Source organism: Serratia proteamaculans (genome assembly GCF_008830365.1).
Lineage (GTDB): Bacteria > Pseudomonadota > Gammaproteobacteria > Enterobacterales > Enterobacteriaceae > Serratia > Serratia proteamaculans.
This window is the reverse complement of record NZ_WBKI01000001.1, coordinates 240,065-255,703: the sequence shown is the minus strand read 5'-3', so window position 1 is coordinate 255,703 and position 15,639 is coordinate 240,065. Positions and strand designations below refer to the sequence as shown.

At 54.4% G+C, this 15,639-nt stretch carries 13 protein-coding genes and 2 pseudogenes; 6 read left to right on the top strand and 9 right to left on the bottom strand.

Annotated elements, in window-relative coordinates; genetic code table 11:
- Nucleotides 1–32: 32 nt before the first annotated feature.
- From F8R23_RS01260 to F8R23_RS01250, 3 genes are all read right to left on the bottom strand, one after another.
- Entirely contained in the window at nucleotides 33–1,304 is a 1,272-nt protein-coding gene (locus F8R23_RS01260) for a NupC/NupG family nucleoside CNT transporter (protein ID WP_151415158.1), read from the bottom strand.
- Nucleotides 1,305–1,428: 124 nt separating this feature from the next.
- Nucleotides 1,429–2,367: a pseudouridine-5'-phosphate glycosidase gene (locus F8R23_RS01255; protein WP_112348092.1), complete on the bottom strand. Its 939-nt coding sequence runs from the start codon at nucleotides 2,365–2,367 to the stop codon at nucleotides 1,429–1,431.
- Complete coding sequence (locus F8R23_RS01250) at nucleotides 2,364–3,455, bottom strand: PfkB family carbohydrate kinase (protein WP_232810923.1); 1,092 nt, start codon at nucleotides 3,453–3,455, stop codon at nucleotides 2,364–2,366. The genes F8R23_RS01255 and F8R23_RS01250 overlap by 4 nt, the downstream gene beginning before the upstream one ends.
- A gap of 499 nt (nucleotides 3,456–3,954) precedes the next feature.
- On the opposite strand from F8R23_RS01250, the pseudogene F8R23_RS01240 reads away from it, so the two are divergent.
- A pseudogene (locus tag F8R23_RS01240) lies at nucleotides 3,955–4,349 on the top strand (alpha-glucosidase); the annotation flags it as partial.
- A 50-nt stretch (nucleotides 4,350–4,399) separates the two neighbouring features.
- Here the strand turns inward: F8R23_RS01240 and F8R23_RS01235 are convergent.
- The 3 genes and pseudogenes from F8R23_RS01235 to F8R23_RS01225 all read right to left on the bottom strand — a co-directional run bounded on the left by F8R23_RS01235 (nucleotide 4,400) and on the right by F8R23_RS01225 (nucleotide 5,847).
- Nucleotides 4,400–4,825, bottom strand: a complete 426-nt coding sequence (locus F8R23_RS01235; protein WP_112348094.1) for a universal stress protein — start codon at nucleotides 4,823–4,825, stop codon at nucleotides 4,400–4,402.
- Nucleotides 4,826–4,990: 165 nt separating this feature from the next.
- Nucleotides 4,991–5,278, bottom strand: a pseudogene (locus F8R23_RS01230) (cytochrome-c peroxidase); the annotation flags it as partial.
- 50 nt (nucleotides 5,279–5,328) lie between these two features.
- Complete coding sequence (locus F8R23_RS01225; RefSeq protein ID WP_129938754.1) at nucleotides 5,329–5,847, bottom strand: hypothetical protein; 519 nt, start codon at nucleotides 5,845–5,847, stop codon at nucleotides 5,329–5,331.
- Between the two features lie 238 nt (nucleotides 5,848–6,085).
- Between F8R23_RS01225 and metQ the strand changes: the two genes are divergently transcribed.
- From metQ to lhgO, 5 genes are all read left to right on the top strand, one after another.
- Complete coding sequence (gene metQ / locus F8R23_RS01220; RefSeq protein WP_129934929.1) at nucleotides 6,086–6,901, top strand: methionine ABC transporter substrate-binding lipoprotein MetQ; 816 nt, start codon at nucleotides 6,086–6,088, stop codon at nucleotides 6,899–6,901.
- 193 nt (nucleotides 6,902–7,094) lie between these two features.
- Entirely contained in the window at nucleotides 7,095–8,129 is a 1,035-nt protein-coding gene (locus tag F8R23_RS01215; protein WP_151415157.1) for a TAXI family TRAP transporter solute-binding subunit, read from the top strand.
- 9 nt (nucleotides 8,130–8,138) lie between these two features.
- Entirely contained in the window at nucleotides 8,139–10,097 is a 1,959-nt protein-coding gene (locus F8R23_RS01210) for a TRAP transporter permease (RefSeq protein ID WP_129934931.1), read from the top strand.
- Nucleotides 10,087–10,803 (top strand): FadR/GntR family transcriptional regulator, encoded by a 717-nt coding sequence (locus tag F8R23_RS01205; RefSeq protein ID WP_129934932.1) that lies wholly within the window; start codon nucleotides 10,087–10,089, stop codon nucleotides 10,801–10,803. The genes F8R23_RS01210 and F8R23_RS01205 overlap by 11 nt, the downstream gene beginning before the upstream one ends.
- A gap of 2 nt (nucleotides 10,804–10,805) precedes the next feature.
- Nucleotides 10,806–11,996: an L-2-hydroxyglutarate oxidase gene (gene lhgO, locus F8R23_RS01200; RefSeq protein WP_151415156.1), complete on the top strand. Its 1,191-nt coding sequence runs from the start codon at nucleotides 10,806–10,808 to the stop codon at nucleotides 11,994–11,996.
- A gap of 76 nt (nucleotides 11,997–12,072) precedes the next feature.
- On the opposite strand, the gene F8R23_RS01195 is transcribed toward lhgO, so the two are convergent.
- The 3 genes from F8R23_RS01195 to F8R23_RS01185 all read right to left on the bottom strand — a co-directional run bounded on the left by F8R23_RS01195 (nucleotide 12,073) and on the right by F8R23_RS01185 (nucleotide 15,582).
- The gene (locus F8R23_RS01195; RefSeq protein WP_129938755.1) at nucleotides 12,073–12,990 is read right to left on the bottom strand and encodes a sugar ABC transporter substrate-binding protein; all 918 of its coding nucleotides are present in this window, start codon (nucleotides 12,988–12,990) and stop codon (nucleotides 12,073–12,075) included.
- A gap of 61 nt (nucleotides 12,991–13,051) precedes the next feature.
- Nucleotides 13,052–14,080: an ABC transporter permease gene (locus F8R23_RS01190; protein ID WP_112348103.1), complete on the bottom strand. Its 1,029-nt coding sequence runs from the start codon at nucleotides 14,078–14,080 to the stop codon at nucleotides 13,052–13,054.
- Between the two features lie 17 nt (nucleotides 14,081–14,097).
- Nucleotides 14,098–15,582: a sugar ABC transporter ATP-binding protein gene (locus F8R23_RS01185; protein WP_129934935.1), complete on the bottom strand. Its 1,485-nt coding sequence runs from the start codon at nucleotides 15,580–15,582 to the stop codon at nucleotides 14,098–14,100.
- Between the last annotated feature and the right edge of the window lie 57 nt (nucleotides 15,583–15,639).

Sequence of the window (15,639 nt, the reverse complement as noted above, 5' to 3'; positions counted from 1 at the left end):
TAATCCCCCAGTAGCCAACAAAAAGGCCATTATCATAATGATGCGGTCAACGCCCCAAGACCAATAAACAACCCGGCGATAGTGGCGCTCATCAGGTTGGATAACGTCGCCGCTAACAAGGCACGCAGGCCCAGGCTGGCGATATCCGAAGCGCGCTCTGGCGCAACCGCGCTGAATGCCCCCACGACTACGGCGATCGATCCAAAATTGGCAAACCCACACAGTGCAAAGGAGATAACCGCGATGGTTTTTGTATCCAGCACTGCGACGGTATCTTTGAGGTAAGTTGAAAAATTCACGTAAGCGACGAATTCGTTGATCGCCAGCTTCTGGCCTATCAGCCCGCCCACCAGGCCCGCGCTGTCCCAGTTAACCCCCATGATGTAAGCCAACGGCGCGAACACATAGCCGAACAGCCTTTCCAGGCTCAACTGTTCCCACCCCAGCAGACTACCCACTCCGCCGATCAGGCCATTGATCAGCGCAATCAACGCCACAAATGCCATCACCACGGTGGCGACACCAACCGCAATTTTCAGGCCCAGCATGGCACCGCTGGCCGCCGCTTCGATAATGCTTGCCGGGCGTTTGTCGCTAAACGACATCTGGCTGAATTCAACCTGCGAAACCTCGGTGGCCGGGCTTAGCATGCGTGCGAACAAAATCCCGCCGGGGATCGCCATCAATGAAGCCGCCAGTAAGTATTCAATCGGCACGCCCAACCCGGCATAGCCCACCAGCATCGATCCGGCGATCGACGCCATTCCGCTGCAAATCACGGTAAACAGCTCATTGCGGCTCATCTTGTTAATAAAAGGCTTAAGCACCGCAGGCAGTTCGTTTTGCCCCAGGAAGATAGTGGTTACTGCGGCAAAAGCCTCGACCTTGCTGATCCGCAATATCTTTTGGAAAACATAACCCAGTACATTAATCACCCCCCCCATCACGCCGAGGTAATAGAGAATTGAGATCAGTGCGGTAATAAAAATAATTGCGGGCAGAACATGGAAAGCGAAAACAAACCCGGCACCGTCAAATAGCACATTCATTTTCGGCCCCACCAGCCCACCAAAAATAAATGAACTACCGGCATCACTGTAAGAAATAACTTTATTGACCCCGCCGGCAATAGTATTAATCACCCACTTCCCCGCCGGTACATAAAGCATAATCGCGCCTAGCAAAACTTGTAGAATTAAAGCGCAACCTACGGTTCTCAGGCTAATGCGCTTTCTGTTATTTGAAAAAATAAAAGCAATAAGGAGCAGAATACAGATACCTATTAAGCTGCGGAGTAAGTCCATAAATCCATCCCTTTATACCCAGCGTTGAAAGGAAAAAGTGACAAGACTGCCCCTCCACCTTTCAGGCTGGAATTTTTATTTAGTGTTGGTTATCAGGGTAAAAATTAAGGAAACTATTGTCGTCTCAGGCGGCCTCTTCCTGATAGCAACAGGCTATCTGCGCCGCCAGTTTGGCATTGTTGAACACCAACTGAATATTGGCCGTCAGGCTATCGCCACCGGTCAGTTCAGCCACCCGAGCCAGTAAGAACGGCGTGCTGTCTTTACCCTGAACCCCCTGTTCTACCGACTCGCGCACCGCCCGTTCAATAGCAGCATTAATTTTGTCCTCCGGCACGGCATACTGCGCCGGGATCGGGTTAGCGATCACCATGCCGCCCTCCAGCCCCGCCTGCCATTTGGTGACCATTGCCCGGGCGATTTCCGCCGGGGCATCCAACTGAATGCTGACGGTGAATGGGCTGCTGCGGCAAAAGAATGCTGGCAGCGTTGGAGTCTGGTAGCCAATCACCGGCACCCCGTGGGTTTCAAGATATTCGGTGGTCAGCCCCAAATCTAAAATAGACTTGGCCCCGGCGCAGATCACCGCCACGTTGGTTCTGGCCAATTCTTGCAGGTCCGCAGAGATATCAAAGGTGTGCTCGGCACCACGATGCACTCCGCCAATGCCACCGGTGGCAAACACGTGGATACCCGCCATCTCGGCAATGATCATGGTTGAGGCTACGGTGGTGGCGCCGTGTTGACCGGCGGCGACGATAAAGGGCAAATCCCGGCGACTCACTTTCGCCACTTTGTGGCCTTCTTTGCCCAACAGTTCGATTTCCTCACGGCTCAGCCCCGCCTTCATGCGGCCATTGATAATGGCGATAGTGGCCGGTACTGCGCCGTTATCACGGATTTTTTGTTCAACCTCCAGCGCGGTCTGCGCGTTTTGCGGGTACGGCATACCGTGGGAAATAATGGTGGATTCCAGAGCCACAACCGGGCGTTTGTTGGCCAAAGCTTCGGCAACTTCCGGTGAAATATCCAGATAGTCATGGGAAATAACATTGTTTTTCATGATTGTAGCTCCAACAGTTTTTGAACGCTGCCGTTCGACAGGTTAGGGTTATTAGTCAATTCGGATGAGAGGGTTAATGCCGAGCAGCCCTGAGCAAAACGAATACTGTCTGCCAGCGTCATGTCCTCCAGCCAGCAGTGGGCCAGGCCTGCCATCATGGCGTCACCGGCACCGGTGACATTAACGATGTCGACGCTCAATGGCCGTGACCAGCCGTTTTGCCCGTCAATCTCGCTGTAATAAACGCCGGTGGGCCCCATGCTGAGGGCTAATCGTTGCACCCCCTGCTGATGAAACCATTGGGCAACGGGCTGCGCGTCCAGAGGCCCGTGGATCGTCATGCCGCTGAGGATTTCGGCCTCCAGCCGATTCGGCTTAAGCGTATGAATGTGTGAGAGCCACCGGCGGATTTTGGGCGCTTTAAACGCCGATACGGTGTCAACAAACACAGGTACATTGCCGGAATGGCCAAATAACCAGGCCAGCGCATCCTCGGTGAGATTGCAATCAACCACCAACACGCCGGCATGCTGGATCAGATCTTTGGAGGTGGCTAATAAGGCTGGCGTGAGTTTCTCGAGGATCCGCATGTCGTTAATGGCCACCAGCATTTCACCGCTGTTATCAAGCAAAGAGACATAGGTTGAGGTACTTTCGCCGTGCAGTTTATGGAAGTTGCCGGTATGCACTCCCGCCAGTTTCGCCTGCTCCAACAGTGTTTCACCATAGAAGTCGTCGCCGACAACGGAAATAAGGTGACATTCCCGCCCTAATAAAGCGACATTCTGCGCAATATTTCTGCCAACACCACCGGGCGTACATTTTATTTTTCCCGGATTGGAATCCTCATACACTAATTTAGATGAGGCATAACCGCAGACGTCCATATTGGTCGAACCCACGGTCACCACATAGCTGTGCTCCGACAATATATAACCCTTGCCTTTTATATATCCCTTATTCATTAAATTCATTATATGTCCGGCAACACCAGAGCGGCTAATACCTAAAACATCGGCAATTTCCTGCTGTGGGATCAAAGGATCACGTCTCAGAAGCTGCAATATCTGTTTTTCTCTGCTGGTCATATTGGACACTTGTTTGTTTTTAAACATGAGTTTGTTTTATAACGAGCCTGAAAATCAGTAAAGTGGGATTTATAGTTTTAGCGGGGAATTGGGAAGGCGATCGTAAGACGGATGAACGGAGTTTCAGGAGTAATTATGTGATGGCCATCAACTTATAAAAGTGGTTATGACGCGTTAACTCAGCCAAAAATAGTCATTAGAACTAATGCAGCATTTTATTCTTTTAATAATCTTCATAAAACAAACGGATAGTACTTTCTGATTCAGAACCTAACTTTTGTTTGGTTGTTAGAATTCTATCGATTTAGACGACAAAAGGGGGAACCGAAGTTGCTGCCTAAAGCGACGGCTTTCACATATGTCTTGAAATAAAAGAGCGGTACAGCTCAGATCACCCGCCGGAGCCTTTTTGCCATCCTGCGACTCAAGCACAATTTTCGCCAACGGCGTGTCCTCGTCATAGCGGGCCTGAGCATCCAGGCTCTTGGAGTCGGGCCGCGACGACGCTGCCGCCTTCCGCAGCAAGGCCGATAAGCTGGCGGATTACATCAATACCTGCATGTTCGATCAACCCAGTGGCTTCTTCTACGACATTCGCATCGAAGATAAACCGCTGCCCAATGGCTGTGCCGGCAAACCTATTGTCGAGCGCGGCAAAGGCCCGGAGGGCTGGTCACCACTGTTTAATGGCGCCGCCAGTCTGCAACATGCCGATGCGGTGCCGACGCAATAGCCATGGCACAGGCTTTCTTCATCCATGCCGACGGGCTGGTGACTGACGGGCCGATCCGCGAAAACTACAATCCGCTGACCGGTATGCAGCAAGGGGTCCCCAACTTCTCCTGGAGCGCCGCACATCTCTATATGTTGTATAACGACTTTTTTACCCAGTAATCTCGCCGTTACCCTGCCAGGCCGTTCAACTGGCAGGGGTTTCGGTCAGACTAGGATTTAATCGGGATCACCAGCACGTCGACATTCAACTGGTTAATCGCATGGCGGGTTGAGGAAAACAGCTTGTTCCACAGATCGTGGTGATGGCCGAAGATCACCAGATCAATGCTTTTATCCACCACCGCATTCTGCAATTGTTCAGTGAAATCACCACGCCCAATAATCACCTCGTTGATCGGGTAATTCACGTTTTGGGTCAACGGCTCCAGCTCTTTCTTGATCTTGTCTTCAAAAGACCCACCATCGTAGCTTTTCTCCGAGAAACCAATTGCCGCATGGTAGGTATCGTAATAAATATCCACGTAGATCAGGGAAAGTTTAGCCTGAAGCGCAGCGGCCAACCGCGCGCCTTTTTCCACCAGCCGTTTGCCGTCTTCACTCAGGTCGGTAGCGATCACAATATGTTGGTAGCACATAGCGCCTCCTGTCATTGATTCAGTAGAGACCCCTGCTTCCGCTATAACATTAGCGTTATATCGTTACGGTTAATTTTAGTTCAGAACGAGTGACCGGCGAAGATATTACACTGGAATAGCCCCGTTGCCGGGGCCAGATGAGAAGACATTGAGTGAAATGCGAAGTTAACGACGTTCTTCCTGATTTTGCTGATAAGGGGTATAGACCCCGGACAGACTATTAAGGAAAGCGACAATATCATCCACGTCCTGCTGCGGCAGTTCACTACCCACCTGATAACGCAGCATCAGTTTGACGGCCTGATCCAGCGTAGCGACATCGCCACGATGAAAATAAGGCGCGGTCAGCGCGACATTGCGCAGACCCGGAACCTTCTGACGCAACCTGTCACGCGCTTCGCTGGTGACATTCATTCGTCCAATATCTGCCGCGGTAATCTCACCAAAATTGAAATAACCGCAGGCAGCGCTCGCACAGAATAACTGGCGAGCGCTGCCTGAGATCAACGCACGCGTTGTGCTTCAAACCAAACGTTGCACACCGACAGGATCAGCGTGTTGGCATCTTTCAGCAGCACATTGTCTCCCGGTACGCCATCGGTGCCCTGATCGGTGATACCTTTGATCTGGGTATCGGCATGTTGGATCATCACCCGCGCTACCGCCGGCGTACTGATGCCCAGCATCGGAAAATCGATATAGGAGCTGCTGCCGGAATTGTCCTCGACAAACTCCTGCGCCTCTACCGTGCTAACGGTGGCCCCTTCGTTTTTCAGCGCGGTGCCGTTCCAGTTAAAGCCATCGGCCTGGTAACTGAGTTTACCGCCAATCAGGCCTTTCGCCTGTTGCTCGTCCCAGCAACCGACGGTTTGCGTCGGTAAGATCTTGCTGACATGCCAGTTGCCCAGCAGTGTTTTAGGGATAGGTTCCACCACCGCATCCGCCGCCTGCACCTGAGTCGCTGATACACAAGTCAAAACCACCAATGGCAGCAGCGCCTTGCGCCACATGTTAAATTGCATTTTCTTTTCCTTTGGCTATTCGCGCCCCTTTCGGGCTTTCCGCCATCATAATGAGCCGGTGGAACCGGCGTCAAAACAAACTGAATATCAGGGCACAAACAGGGCGGATGCTGCTCATAGCAAATCGCTATTAATCATAGTGAATCAGTATTTTATTTTAGCCAGACGATTATCTAGAGTCACTGTCACTCTTCAGTCTGCAATAACCAGCAGGCTATTTTGACAAGGACTCTGGGAAATGACTTTGACGCTGAAAAAACTCGCCGCCACGCTGGCAATAACCAGCACCCTGCTACTGACTGCCTGTGGGCCGGCTGCACAAGACAACCACCACATCAAGGTCGGTATCAGTTCCGGCATCGATCAGTCGCTGTGGGCCGTGGTACAGAAGGTAGCCAAGCAAAAATACGATTTGGATGTGGAAGTGGTCACCTTCAATGATTACGTGCTGCCCAATGAGGCGTTGAATAACGGCGATTTGGATATCAACGCCTTCCAGCATAAGCCTTATCTGGAAAAACAGATCCAGGAGCGTGGCTACAAACTGGTGGCAGTAGGCAACACCTTCGTTTATCCGATTGCCGGTTACTCGAAAAAAATCTCTGCCCTCAGTCAACTGCCGGACGGCGCGCAGGTCGCGGTTCCGAATGATCCCACCAATCTCGGCCGCTCACTGCTGCTGTTGCAAAAACAGGGGCTGATCGGGCTGAAGGACGGCGTCGGGCTGCTGCCGACGGCGCTGGATATCGTCAGTAACCCGAAGAAATTGAAAATCGTTGAGATCGAAGCGCCACAGTTGCCGCACGCGCTGGACGATAAACAGGTTGCACTGGCGATTATCAACACCAATTACTCCAGCCAGATCGGTCTGACGCCGGCCAGGGACGGGCTGTTTGTTGAAGACAAAAACTCACCCTACGTCAATATCTTCGCCAGCCGGGTAGATAACCAGAACAACGAAAACGTTAAAAATCTGGTCAAGGCTTATCAGACCGACGAAGTGGCCGCCAGCGCCGCCGAAATCTACAAGGGCGACGCGGTTAAAGGCTGGTAATTTGCCCTTCACCCCGTGGCGACCGTCACGGGGTTCCTCCATCCCCCCGGCTTTATCTCTCGAGTTTTTCGCTCACATTTCACCCACCCAGATCACAAATCGAACACTGCCCGCTAGGTGAAAAAAGCTGCAATGTTGTATACAAGTTTGCGTAAATGTTTTCTATTTGTTTCAAAAACCTTTGGTGAAAATAATGAAAAATAGAAAAATCAAACTGTTACTGATTGCAGGTGCAATGGTCGGCGCCGCTGCACTGGCGATAGCCGGTAAGGTGGAAAATGCCGACAAGACCTTTCTTTCTGTTGCCACCGCCTCCACCGGCGGAACCTACTATCCGATGGGCGTCGGGCTGGCCAATGTCTGGAGCAACCGTCTGAAGCAAAACGGCATCCAGGTCAGTGGGCAGTCCTCCGCCGGATCGATCGAAAATATCGACCTGCTGCAAAAGAACGAGGCACAGCTGGCAATTCTGCAAAGCCTGATCGCCGTCGAGGCTTATGAAGGGGTCCGTAATTTTGAAGGCCGTGCCTACAGCCACCTGCGTTCAATCTCCATGCTGTGGCCGAACGTGGAACACTTTGTGATGCTGGAAAACAAAGTGAAGGACGGCACGCTGAACGATATCGCCGGGACCCGTTTCTCGGTGGGGCCACAGGCCAGCGGCACCGAACAGTCGACGCTGATCATTTTGCAGGGGGTGAACCTGAGCAAGAAATCGCTGACGGCAGAGTACCTGGGCTACGGTGACACCGTTTCGGCCATGCGCGACGGGCGGCTCGACGGTGGCGCATTGCCCGCTGGAGTCCCGGCGGCGGCGGTAACCGACATGTATGCCAGCGGCGTGCCTTCGCGCATTCTCAACGTCACCGACGAACAACTGGCCAGCATCAACACCATCGCCAACTCCTGGTTCCGCTTTGATATCAAAGCCGATACCTACCCGCGTCAGAGTAAAGCGGTGTCCACCATCGCCCAGCCCAATATCCTGGTGACCCTGAATGGCCTTGATGAAAAGCTGGTGTATGACCTGACCAAAACCCTGTTTGAAAACCTGCCGGAGGTGCATCAGGTGCACAGCGCCGCCAAATACATTTCGCTCGAGAACGCGCTGAAAGGGGTCTCGGTACCGCTACACCTCGGCGCCTACAAGTATTATCTGGAGGCCGGGGTCAGCGTGCCCGACTATCTGATCCCACCGGAAGCGGCGACGCTGACCGCCAATCGATAAGGAGGCCGTATGAGCACTAACAACCTGTCACCGCAAGAAGCCGTCGATCTGGATAAAGAAGCCGGAACCGGTAGCCGGCCGCTGAGCGGCATCTATTTGCAGTTGGCCACCCTGTTGGCGATCGCGATTTCCGTCTATGCCATTTACGCCAACGCGCTGTCGAATACCCAAGAGTTTTACCGCAATACCACCTTCCTTAGCGGCATCCTGATCCTGGGCTTTATTTTATTCCCGGTGTCACCCCGCTACGCCACCAGCAAATTTAACCGTTGGGACTACCTGTTTATCATCCTGACGCTGGTCAGCTACGGCTATTTCTACGCCAGCTACCTGGACTTGCACGTGGTGCGAAAAAGCATTCCCAATACCACCGACTACGTGATGGCAGTGATCGGCATCGGCGTCCTGTTTGAAGCTGCGCGCCGCACCACCGGCTATTTCATCCCCGGGCTGGCGACCTTCGCTATCATTTACGCGCTGTTCGGCCAGTATTTTATGGGCATCTTTGGCCACGGCGGCTTCTCGTTCGAGCGCTTGTTGTACCGGCTGTTTATGACCAGTGAAGGGATCTTCGGCATCACCCTGTCCACCGCCTCCACCGCCATCGTGGTGTTTATTCTGTTTGGCGCTTTTCTCAGCGTCAGCGGTGCTACCGCGTTATTTAACGATTTGGCGCTGGCGATCGCCGGCCGCCGTCGAGGTGGCCCGGCGCAGGTTGCGGTAATCTCTTCAGCGTTGACCGGCTCCCTGAGCGGCAGCGCGGTGGCCAACGTCGCCACCACCGGCACCTTCACCATTCCGCTGATGAAAAGTATCGGCCTGTCGGCGCGCTTTGCCGGTGCGGTCGAAGCCACCGCGTCCACTGGCGGGATGATCATGCCGCCGATTATGGGCGCGGCAGCCTTTATCATGGCTGGCTTCCTCGGCATTTCTTACACCACCATCGTGATGGCCGCCATCATCCCCGCGCTGCTGTATTACGCGGCGTTGATTATCGCCATCGATCTGGAGGCCAAAAAGCAGGGCCTGAAAGGCATCAGCAAAGAAAACATTCCAAAAGTGAAGGCGGTGCTGAAAGCACGCGGCCTGCTGTTACTGCCGCTGATCATTGTTATCGGCACCCTGCTACTAGGTAAAACGCCAATCTACGCCGGGTTCCTCGGCATTATTTCGATCATCGTCGCCAGTTGGATCACCCCTGATACTTCAGTGCGCATGACACCGAAAAAAATCGCCACCGCGCTGAACGAAGCGGCGCGCGGCTCCATTCAGGTGACGGTGGCCTGCGCCGCCATCGGGGTGATTATCTGCGTGGTGACCATGACCGGTATCGGTTCGACTCTGGCGTTCAACATAGTCGCCATGACCAACAATACCCTGTGGATGATCCTGCTGGTGGTGATGTTGGTATGTATCGTGCTGAGCATGGGTCTCCCCTCCACCGCCTTGTACATCGTGGTGGCCGTCACCGTTTCCCCGATCCTGATCAAGGCCGGTGTGATGCCACTGGCGGCGCACTTCTTTGTGTTCTGGTTTGGTGCCCTGTCCAACATTACCCCGCCGGTGGCACTGGCCAGTTACACCGCCGCCAGTATCGCCCGCGCCGATCCGATGCAAACCTCCTGGGACGCGGTGCGATTGGCGCTACCGGGGTTTATTATCCCGTTTATTCTGGTCTACAACCCGATGCTGCTGATGCAGGGTGACGATCTCAACGCGTTGTCGGTGATCCATATGGTGATCAGTGCACTGGTAGGGATTTATGCGCTGTCGATCGCCAGTGCCAATTTCTGGATGATGAAAACCCACTGGCTCGAGCGGGTGCTGTTCACCGTCGCGGCTATCCTGCTGATTAAACCGGGTCTGCTGACCGATCTGGGCGGCGCGGCACTGATTATCACCGCGGCGTCGGTACATCTGCTGCGTTTCAGGCGGAGCACTGCGCAGGGGGCGCTGAATGGTCAATAAAGTTACGCGACAGAAGGCCTCACATCAGGTATTGGCGCAGTTGAAAGCAGGCATCAGCGACGGCACCTTCCCGGTCGGGGAAAAGCTGCCGTCGGAAAACACGCTGGCGGAGGCATTTGGCGTCAGCCGGGTACCGGTGCGAGAAGCGCTCGGCATACTGGAGGTCAGCGGAATTATCTCCTCACGCCAGGGGGGCGGCCATCGGGTTGAGCAACACTCATTGCTGAGCAAGTACCCGCCGCTGGTGATGGAAATTGCCGACCCCAACGAGGTGGAAGCGCTACTGGAAATGCGTGAAGTCATTGAGCAACAGGCGGCCCGCATGGCCGCCGAACGCCATACCGCCGCAGATTTACAGGCGATTGAGCAGGCGTTTAATGATTTCAAACGCTGCACCCTCGACGACGGCTTAATTGGTCACCAGCAGGATTACCTGTTCCACCGCGCCATCATGCAGGCCTCACACAACCCGTTTTTCGTCCAGATCTTGGATAACATGCACGAGCTGTATCTGGGCGTGCTGGTGTATTCACTGAGCAAAAATCTGGGACGGCAAGCCGAACGCCAGCGGGTGATCGACGAACACCAGCGAGTGCTTCTGGCGATCAAGGCTCGTGACCCGGCGGCAGCCACTGCCGCCATGCAGAATCATCTCAGCAACGTACGCGGCAAATTGCGCCGCCTGGATAATGAGGAGTTAGGGTAACCATGCATGATGTGATCATTATCGGTGCCGGTCTAGTCGGGTTGGGCGTCGCCAATGCGCTACAGGAAACCAACCCGTCGCTGCAAATCCTGATACTGGAAAAAGAGAGCGGCCCGGCGGCACACCAAAGCGGCCATAACAGCAACGTGGTGCATTCCGGCATTTACTATGCTCCCGGCAGCCTGAAGGCGCAGCTGGCCAAGCTGGGTAACCAAAGCATGTTCGCCTTCTGCCGCGAGCACGACCTCTATCACGACCAGTGCGGCAAGGTGATTGTAGCGACCCAGTTGAAGGAACTGGATTTACTGGAGAATATCTATCAGCGCGGGTTGCAAAACGGGTTGGCGGTCAGTCGACTGTCGCAGGCGCAGCTCAGGGAGCGTGAACCGCACGTCAACGGGCTTGAGGCGCTGCTGGTACCGGACGCCGGTATCGTCAATTACAGCCAGGTAGCGGCAAAGCTGGCGGAAATTATTCAGCAACTCGGTGGCGAGATCCACTATGGGCAGCAGGTCGAGGGCATCAGCGAAAGCAGTGACGACGTCAGCATTCGCACGCAGCACACGCAGTATCAGGCCAAATGGTTGGTTAACTGCGCCGGTCTGTTCAGTGACCGCATCGCCGCCCTGGCCGGTTACCAGACGGGCATGAAGATCGTGCCGTTCCGTGGAGAGTATTACGTGCTGAACGACGAGAAAAACTATCTGGTGAATCACCTGATCTACCCGGTGCCCAACCCGGACTTTCCGTTCCTCGGCGTGCATTTCACCCGTATGTATAACGGTAAGCGTGACGTTGGCCCCAATGCGGTACTGGCATTCAAACGTGAAGGTTATCGCAAATGTGACTTCAGCCTGCGGGATCTGAGCGAAGTGCTCGGCTATCGGGGGTTCTGGAAAATTGCCGGTAACTATCTGGGGGAAGGGTTGGCAGAAGTCCGGCGTTCCCTGTCACGGCAGCGCTTTACCGAAAATGCGCGTCGGTTGATCCCCGAACTGCAACCGGAAGACATTCAGCCCGGTCCGGCCGGCGTTCGTGCTCAGGCCCTGACCGCCGACGGCAAACTGGTGGACGACTTCCATTTTGTGAAAGGCCGCCGCTCGCTGCATGTTTGCAATGCGCCCTCCCCGGCGGCAACCGCCTCGCTGGAGATCGGCCGTGAGATCGTGCGGCAGCATCTTTCTTCACTGTGAGGGTTAATCACGCTTTTAACATGTTGAGGAAAAATGGCGCTGCATGCCGCGCCATTACCAAGCTGTAAAACTCTGGCTATTTCGCCACGTACTTTTGCATATTGGCCGGGGTCACCAGTTCAAACGGGATCCAGTAGTAAGGATCCAGTTTTTCGCCTTTGATCATGCGCTGCGCCACGTCAACCGAGGCTTTACCCTGACCAACGGCATCCTGAAATACCGTCACCTGCATCTTGCCGGAAGCTAACGCCTTCAGGCCGTCCGGCGTGGCGTCGATGCCACCAATCAACACCTTGCTGTCCTGTTTACCGGCCTGCTGCAACGCCATGATCGCGCCAATCGCCATCTCGTCATTATTGGCAGCGACGATATCGATAGACTCACCGTTGGTGACCCAATTCAGCATCAGATCCATCCCCTCGCTGCGCGAATAGTTGGCGCTCTGCTTTTGCACGACCTTCATTTTTGGGTACTTAGCCACCACCTGCTCTACATCCTTGGTACGTTGCAGTGCACCGGCATCGGTCAGGTTACCGATCATCACCGCTACATTGCCCTGGTAGTTGGCCAGCCGTGCCAGCTCTTCCATCTGCAAGGTGCCGGACTGCCTCTCGTCGGAACCAACAAACACCACGCCGGAAGGCAGCTTGCTGTCGCCCGGCGTGCGGTTCACATACACCAGCGGAATACCCGCTTGAGTCACCATTTTAGTGATAGCGGGCGTACCCGCCGAGTTGACCGGGTCGACAATAATCGCGTCCACCCCGGCGTTGATAAAGTTCTGCACCTGATCGGTCTGACGGCCAACATCGCCGCGGGCATCTTCGAACTGCACGCCGATACCACGCACCTTGGCCTCTTTGTCGATCGAATGGCGAATGATGGTCAGGAAGTTCTGGTCGAAATAGGCCATCGACACGCCGATGGTTTCCGCCAGCACCGAGGTGGAACAGCTCAGCGCCGCCACCAGCACGATTCTTTTTATGTATTTCATGATGATCCCCTGAGATAAAAAAAACCGCCGGGCAAGATGCACCGGCGGAGTTTTACGGCAATCAGTGTTTTTTACGGTTACGGTGCATATCGATAGACACCGCGGCGACGATAATCACGCCTTTGATAATGTCCTGAATGTAAGAGTCCACGCCGATAAAGGTGAAACCGCTTTTAATCAGCCCGAGGATCACCGCGCCAATCAAGGTGCCGGTAATACGCCCGACGCCGCCCATCAGGCTGCTGCCGCCGATCACCGCCGCCGCGATGGCGTCCAGTTCGTAGGACATCCCCATGCTCGACTGGCCGCTGCTGACGCGCGCCGCCAATACCACGCCTGCCAAGCCTGCCAGGCCGCCGGCAATGGTATAGACCGTCACCAGGTACTTATTGACGTTAATGCCGGACACCCTGGCCGACGTCATGTTGCCACCGATGGCGTAGATGTATTTGCCGTAGCGGGTGTGCTTCAGTGCGATGTGGAAGATCACCGCAACTACCAGGAAGATGATCACCGGCATCGCGCCCTGGCCGATTGAGGTAAAGCCGTCGGACAGGAAGCTAATCGGGTTACCCTGAGTGTAATACTGCGCCAGGCCGCGTGCCGATACCATCATGCCCAAAGTCGCGATAAAAGGTGGGATACCGGTGCGGGTAATCAGGAAACCATTGATAAAGCCGCAGATAATACCCACCCCGATCCCCGCGCCTATCGGGATCGCCGCCGGCAGGTCGAGCAATGCCGGGTACATCGGTGAAATGCTGTCCGACGTTTGTGCCAGGCTGGCCGCCACTACCGCGGTCAAGGCAATCAGCGAACCGGAGGAAAGGTCAATACCGGTGGTGATAATGACCTGGGTAACCCCCACCGCGATAATGCCGATAATCGCCACCTGCAGCACAATCAGCAGCAGACGGTTGGGGTTCATCAGGAAGGACTGGTCGCGGATGTACCAGCCAAGAATTTCAAATACCAGCGCGATGCCGAGCATCACGATAAAGATGCCGGTATCTTTCGGCATTTTACCACTCAGACCGGCGAACAGCGGCGCTTTACCCGCAAGCGGCTTCTCAACTTTTACATTACTCATGGGAATTCACCTTTGCGTTATTCAGAGGCCAGCGCCAGGATGGTTTCCTGATCCGCTTCTTCTTTATCCAAAATGCCGGTAATACGGCCGCCGTGCATCACCATCACCCGGTCACTCATGCCGAGAATTTCCGGTAATTCCGATGACACCAAAATAATGGCGACGCCACGGTTCGCCAGTTCGCTGATCAGGCGATATATTTCCGCCTTCGCTCCCACGTCAATACCGCGTGTTGGTTCATCGAGGATCAGTATTTTCGGCTGGGCCAGCAGCCAGCGGGCAATAAGGACCTTCTGCTGATTACCGCCGCTCAGGTTATTGATGATTTGATCCATGGTCGGGGTTTTGATGTTGAGCTTTTTGATCTGCTCCATGCAGTCCTTGGCCATTTGCACGTGGCTGACAAAGCCATTCTTGCCAATGTACTCCGACAGGTTGACGATGCTCATGTTCTCGACCACCGACAACACCAGGAACAGTCCGGATTTTTTGCGGTCTTCAGTAAGGAACGCCAGCCCGAGTTCAATCGCCCTGGAGGGGGAGTCCACCTTGGCCGCCTTTCCCTCGATAAAGATGTGGCCGCCGTCCGCCGGGTGCATGCCGAACAAACTTTCCATCACTTCGCTGCGACCGGCTCCCACCAGCCCGGCGACGCCGAGGATCTCGCCGCGCTTGACGCTGAACGAGATATCGTGAAACCAATCGGCACGCCGTAGCCCTTCGACGCGCAGCACTTCCTCGCCAATATTGTTGTTGAATTTGGGGAACATCTGGGTCAGTTCGCGCCCCACCATCATGGTGATCAGCGACTGTTTGGTCAGGTTCTCGGTTTTATCGCAGGCGATAAAGGTGCCGTCGCGGAAAATGCTCACCTCATCGGTGATGGCGAAAATTTCGTCCATCTTGTGGCTGATATAAATAATGCCTTTTCCCTGATCGCGCAGTTCGCGAATGATGGCGAACAAATGCACCACTTCGCCCTCGGTCAGTGCCGAGGTCGGTTCGTCCATGATCAGCACGTCCGCGTTGTAGGATACCGCCTTGGCAATCTCCACCATTTGCTGGTTGGCGATGCTCAGTTCACCGACCAACGTCTCAGGTTTGAGTTTAATGTTCAGCCGCACCAGCAGTTCGCGGGTTTGCTTGTTCAGTTGGTCATGATTAACAAAGCCCAGCTTTGCCGGTTCACGACCCAGCCAGATGTTTTCCGCCACCGTCATATAAGGCACCAGGTTGAGTTCCTGGTGAATCATGGAAATACCCGAATGCAGCGCCTGCAGCGTGTCACTGAAGGTCACCGATTGGCCTTTTATTTTAATGGTGCCTTCATCGGGGTGATAAATACCGATTAAACATTTCATCAGCGTGGATTTGCCCGCGCCGTTTTCTCCCATTAACGCGTGTACGCTGCCTGGTTTGATTTTAATTGAGACTTTATCCAGCGCTTTCACGCCGGGAAACTGCTTACTGATGCCTTCAGCCTCAAGAACATAGGGATACATACTGATAACCTCCGCCGTTCGTCAATGCATCCCTGCCGGGTCAAGGCGGCAGGGATA

What these genes read in the sequence shown, in the direction of transcription:
- F8R23_RS01260 (WP_151415158.1), bottom strand. Translation starts at nt 1,304, where the DNA reads ATGGACTTACTCCGCAGCTTAATAGGTATCTGTATTCTGCTCCTTATT.
- F8R23_RS01255 (WP_112348092.1), bottom strand. Translation starts at nt 2,367, where the DNA reads ATGAAAAACAATGTTATTTCCCATGACTATCTGGATATTTCACCGGAA.
- F8R23_RS01215 (WP_151415157.1), top strand. Translation starts at nt 7,095, where the DNA reads ATGAAAAATAGAAAAATCAAACTGTTACTGATTGCAGGTGCAATGGTC.
- F8R23_RS01210 (WP_129934931.1), top strand. Translation starts at nt 8,139, where the DNA reads ATGAGCACTAACAACCTGTCACCGCAAGAAGCCGTCGATCTGGATAAA.
- F8R23_RS01190 (WP_112348103.1), bottom strand. Translation starts at nt 14,080, where the DNA reads ATGAGTAATGTAAAAGTTGAGAAGCCGCTTGCGGGTAAAGCGCCGCTG.
- F8R23_RS01205 (WP_129934932.1), top strand. Translation starts at nt 10,087, where the DNA reads ATGGTCAATAAAGTTACGCGACAGAAGGCCTCACATCAGGTATTGGCG.
- metQ (WP_129934929.1), top strand. Translation starts at nt 6,086, where the DNA reads ATGACTTTGACGCTGAAAAAACTCGCCGCCACGCTGGCAATAACCAGC.
- F8R23_RS01235 (WP_112348094.1), bottom strand. Translation starts at nt 4,825, where the DNA reads ATGTGCTACCAACATATTGTGATCGCTACCGACCTGAGTGAAGACGGC.
- F8R23_RS01225 (WP_129938754.1), bottom strand. Translation starts at nt 5,847, where the DNA reads ATGCAATTTAACATGTGGCGCAAGGCGCTGCTGCCATTGGTGGTTTTG.
- F8R23_RS01250 (WP_232810923.1), bottom strand. Translation starts at nt 3,455, where the DNA reads ATGACCAGCAGAGAAAAACAGATATTGCAGCTTCTGAGACGTGATCCT.
- F8R23_RS01185 (WP_129934935.1), bottom strand. Translation starts at nt 15,582, where the DNA reads ATGTATCCCTATGTTCTTGAGGCTGAAGGCATCAGTAAGCAGTTTCCC.
- lhgO (WP_151415156.1), top strand. Translation starts at nt 10,806, where the DNA reads ATGCATGATGTGATCATTATCGGTGCCGGTCTAGTCGGGTTGGGCGTC.
- F8R23_RS01195 (WP_129938755.1), bottom strand. Translation starts at nt 12,990, where the DNA reads ATGAAATACATAAAAAGAATCGTGCTGGTGGCGGCGCTGAGCTGTTCC.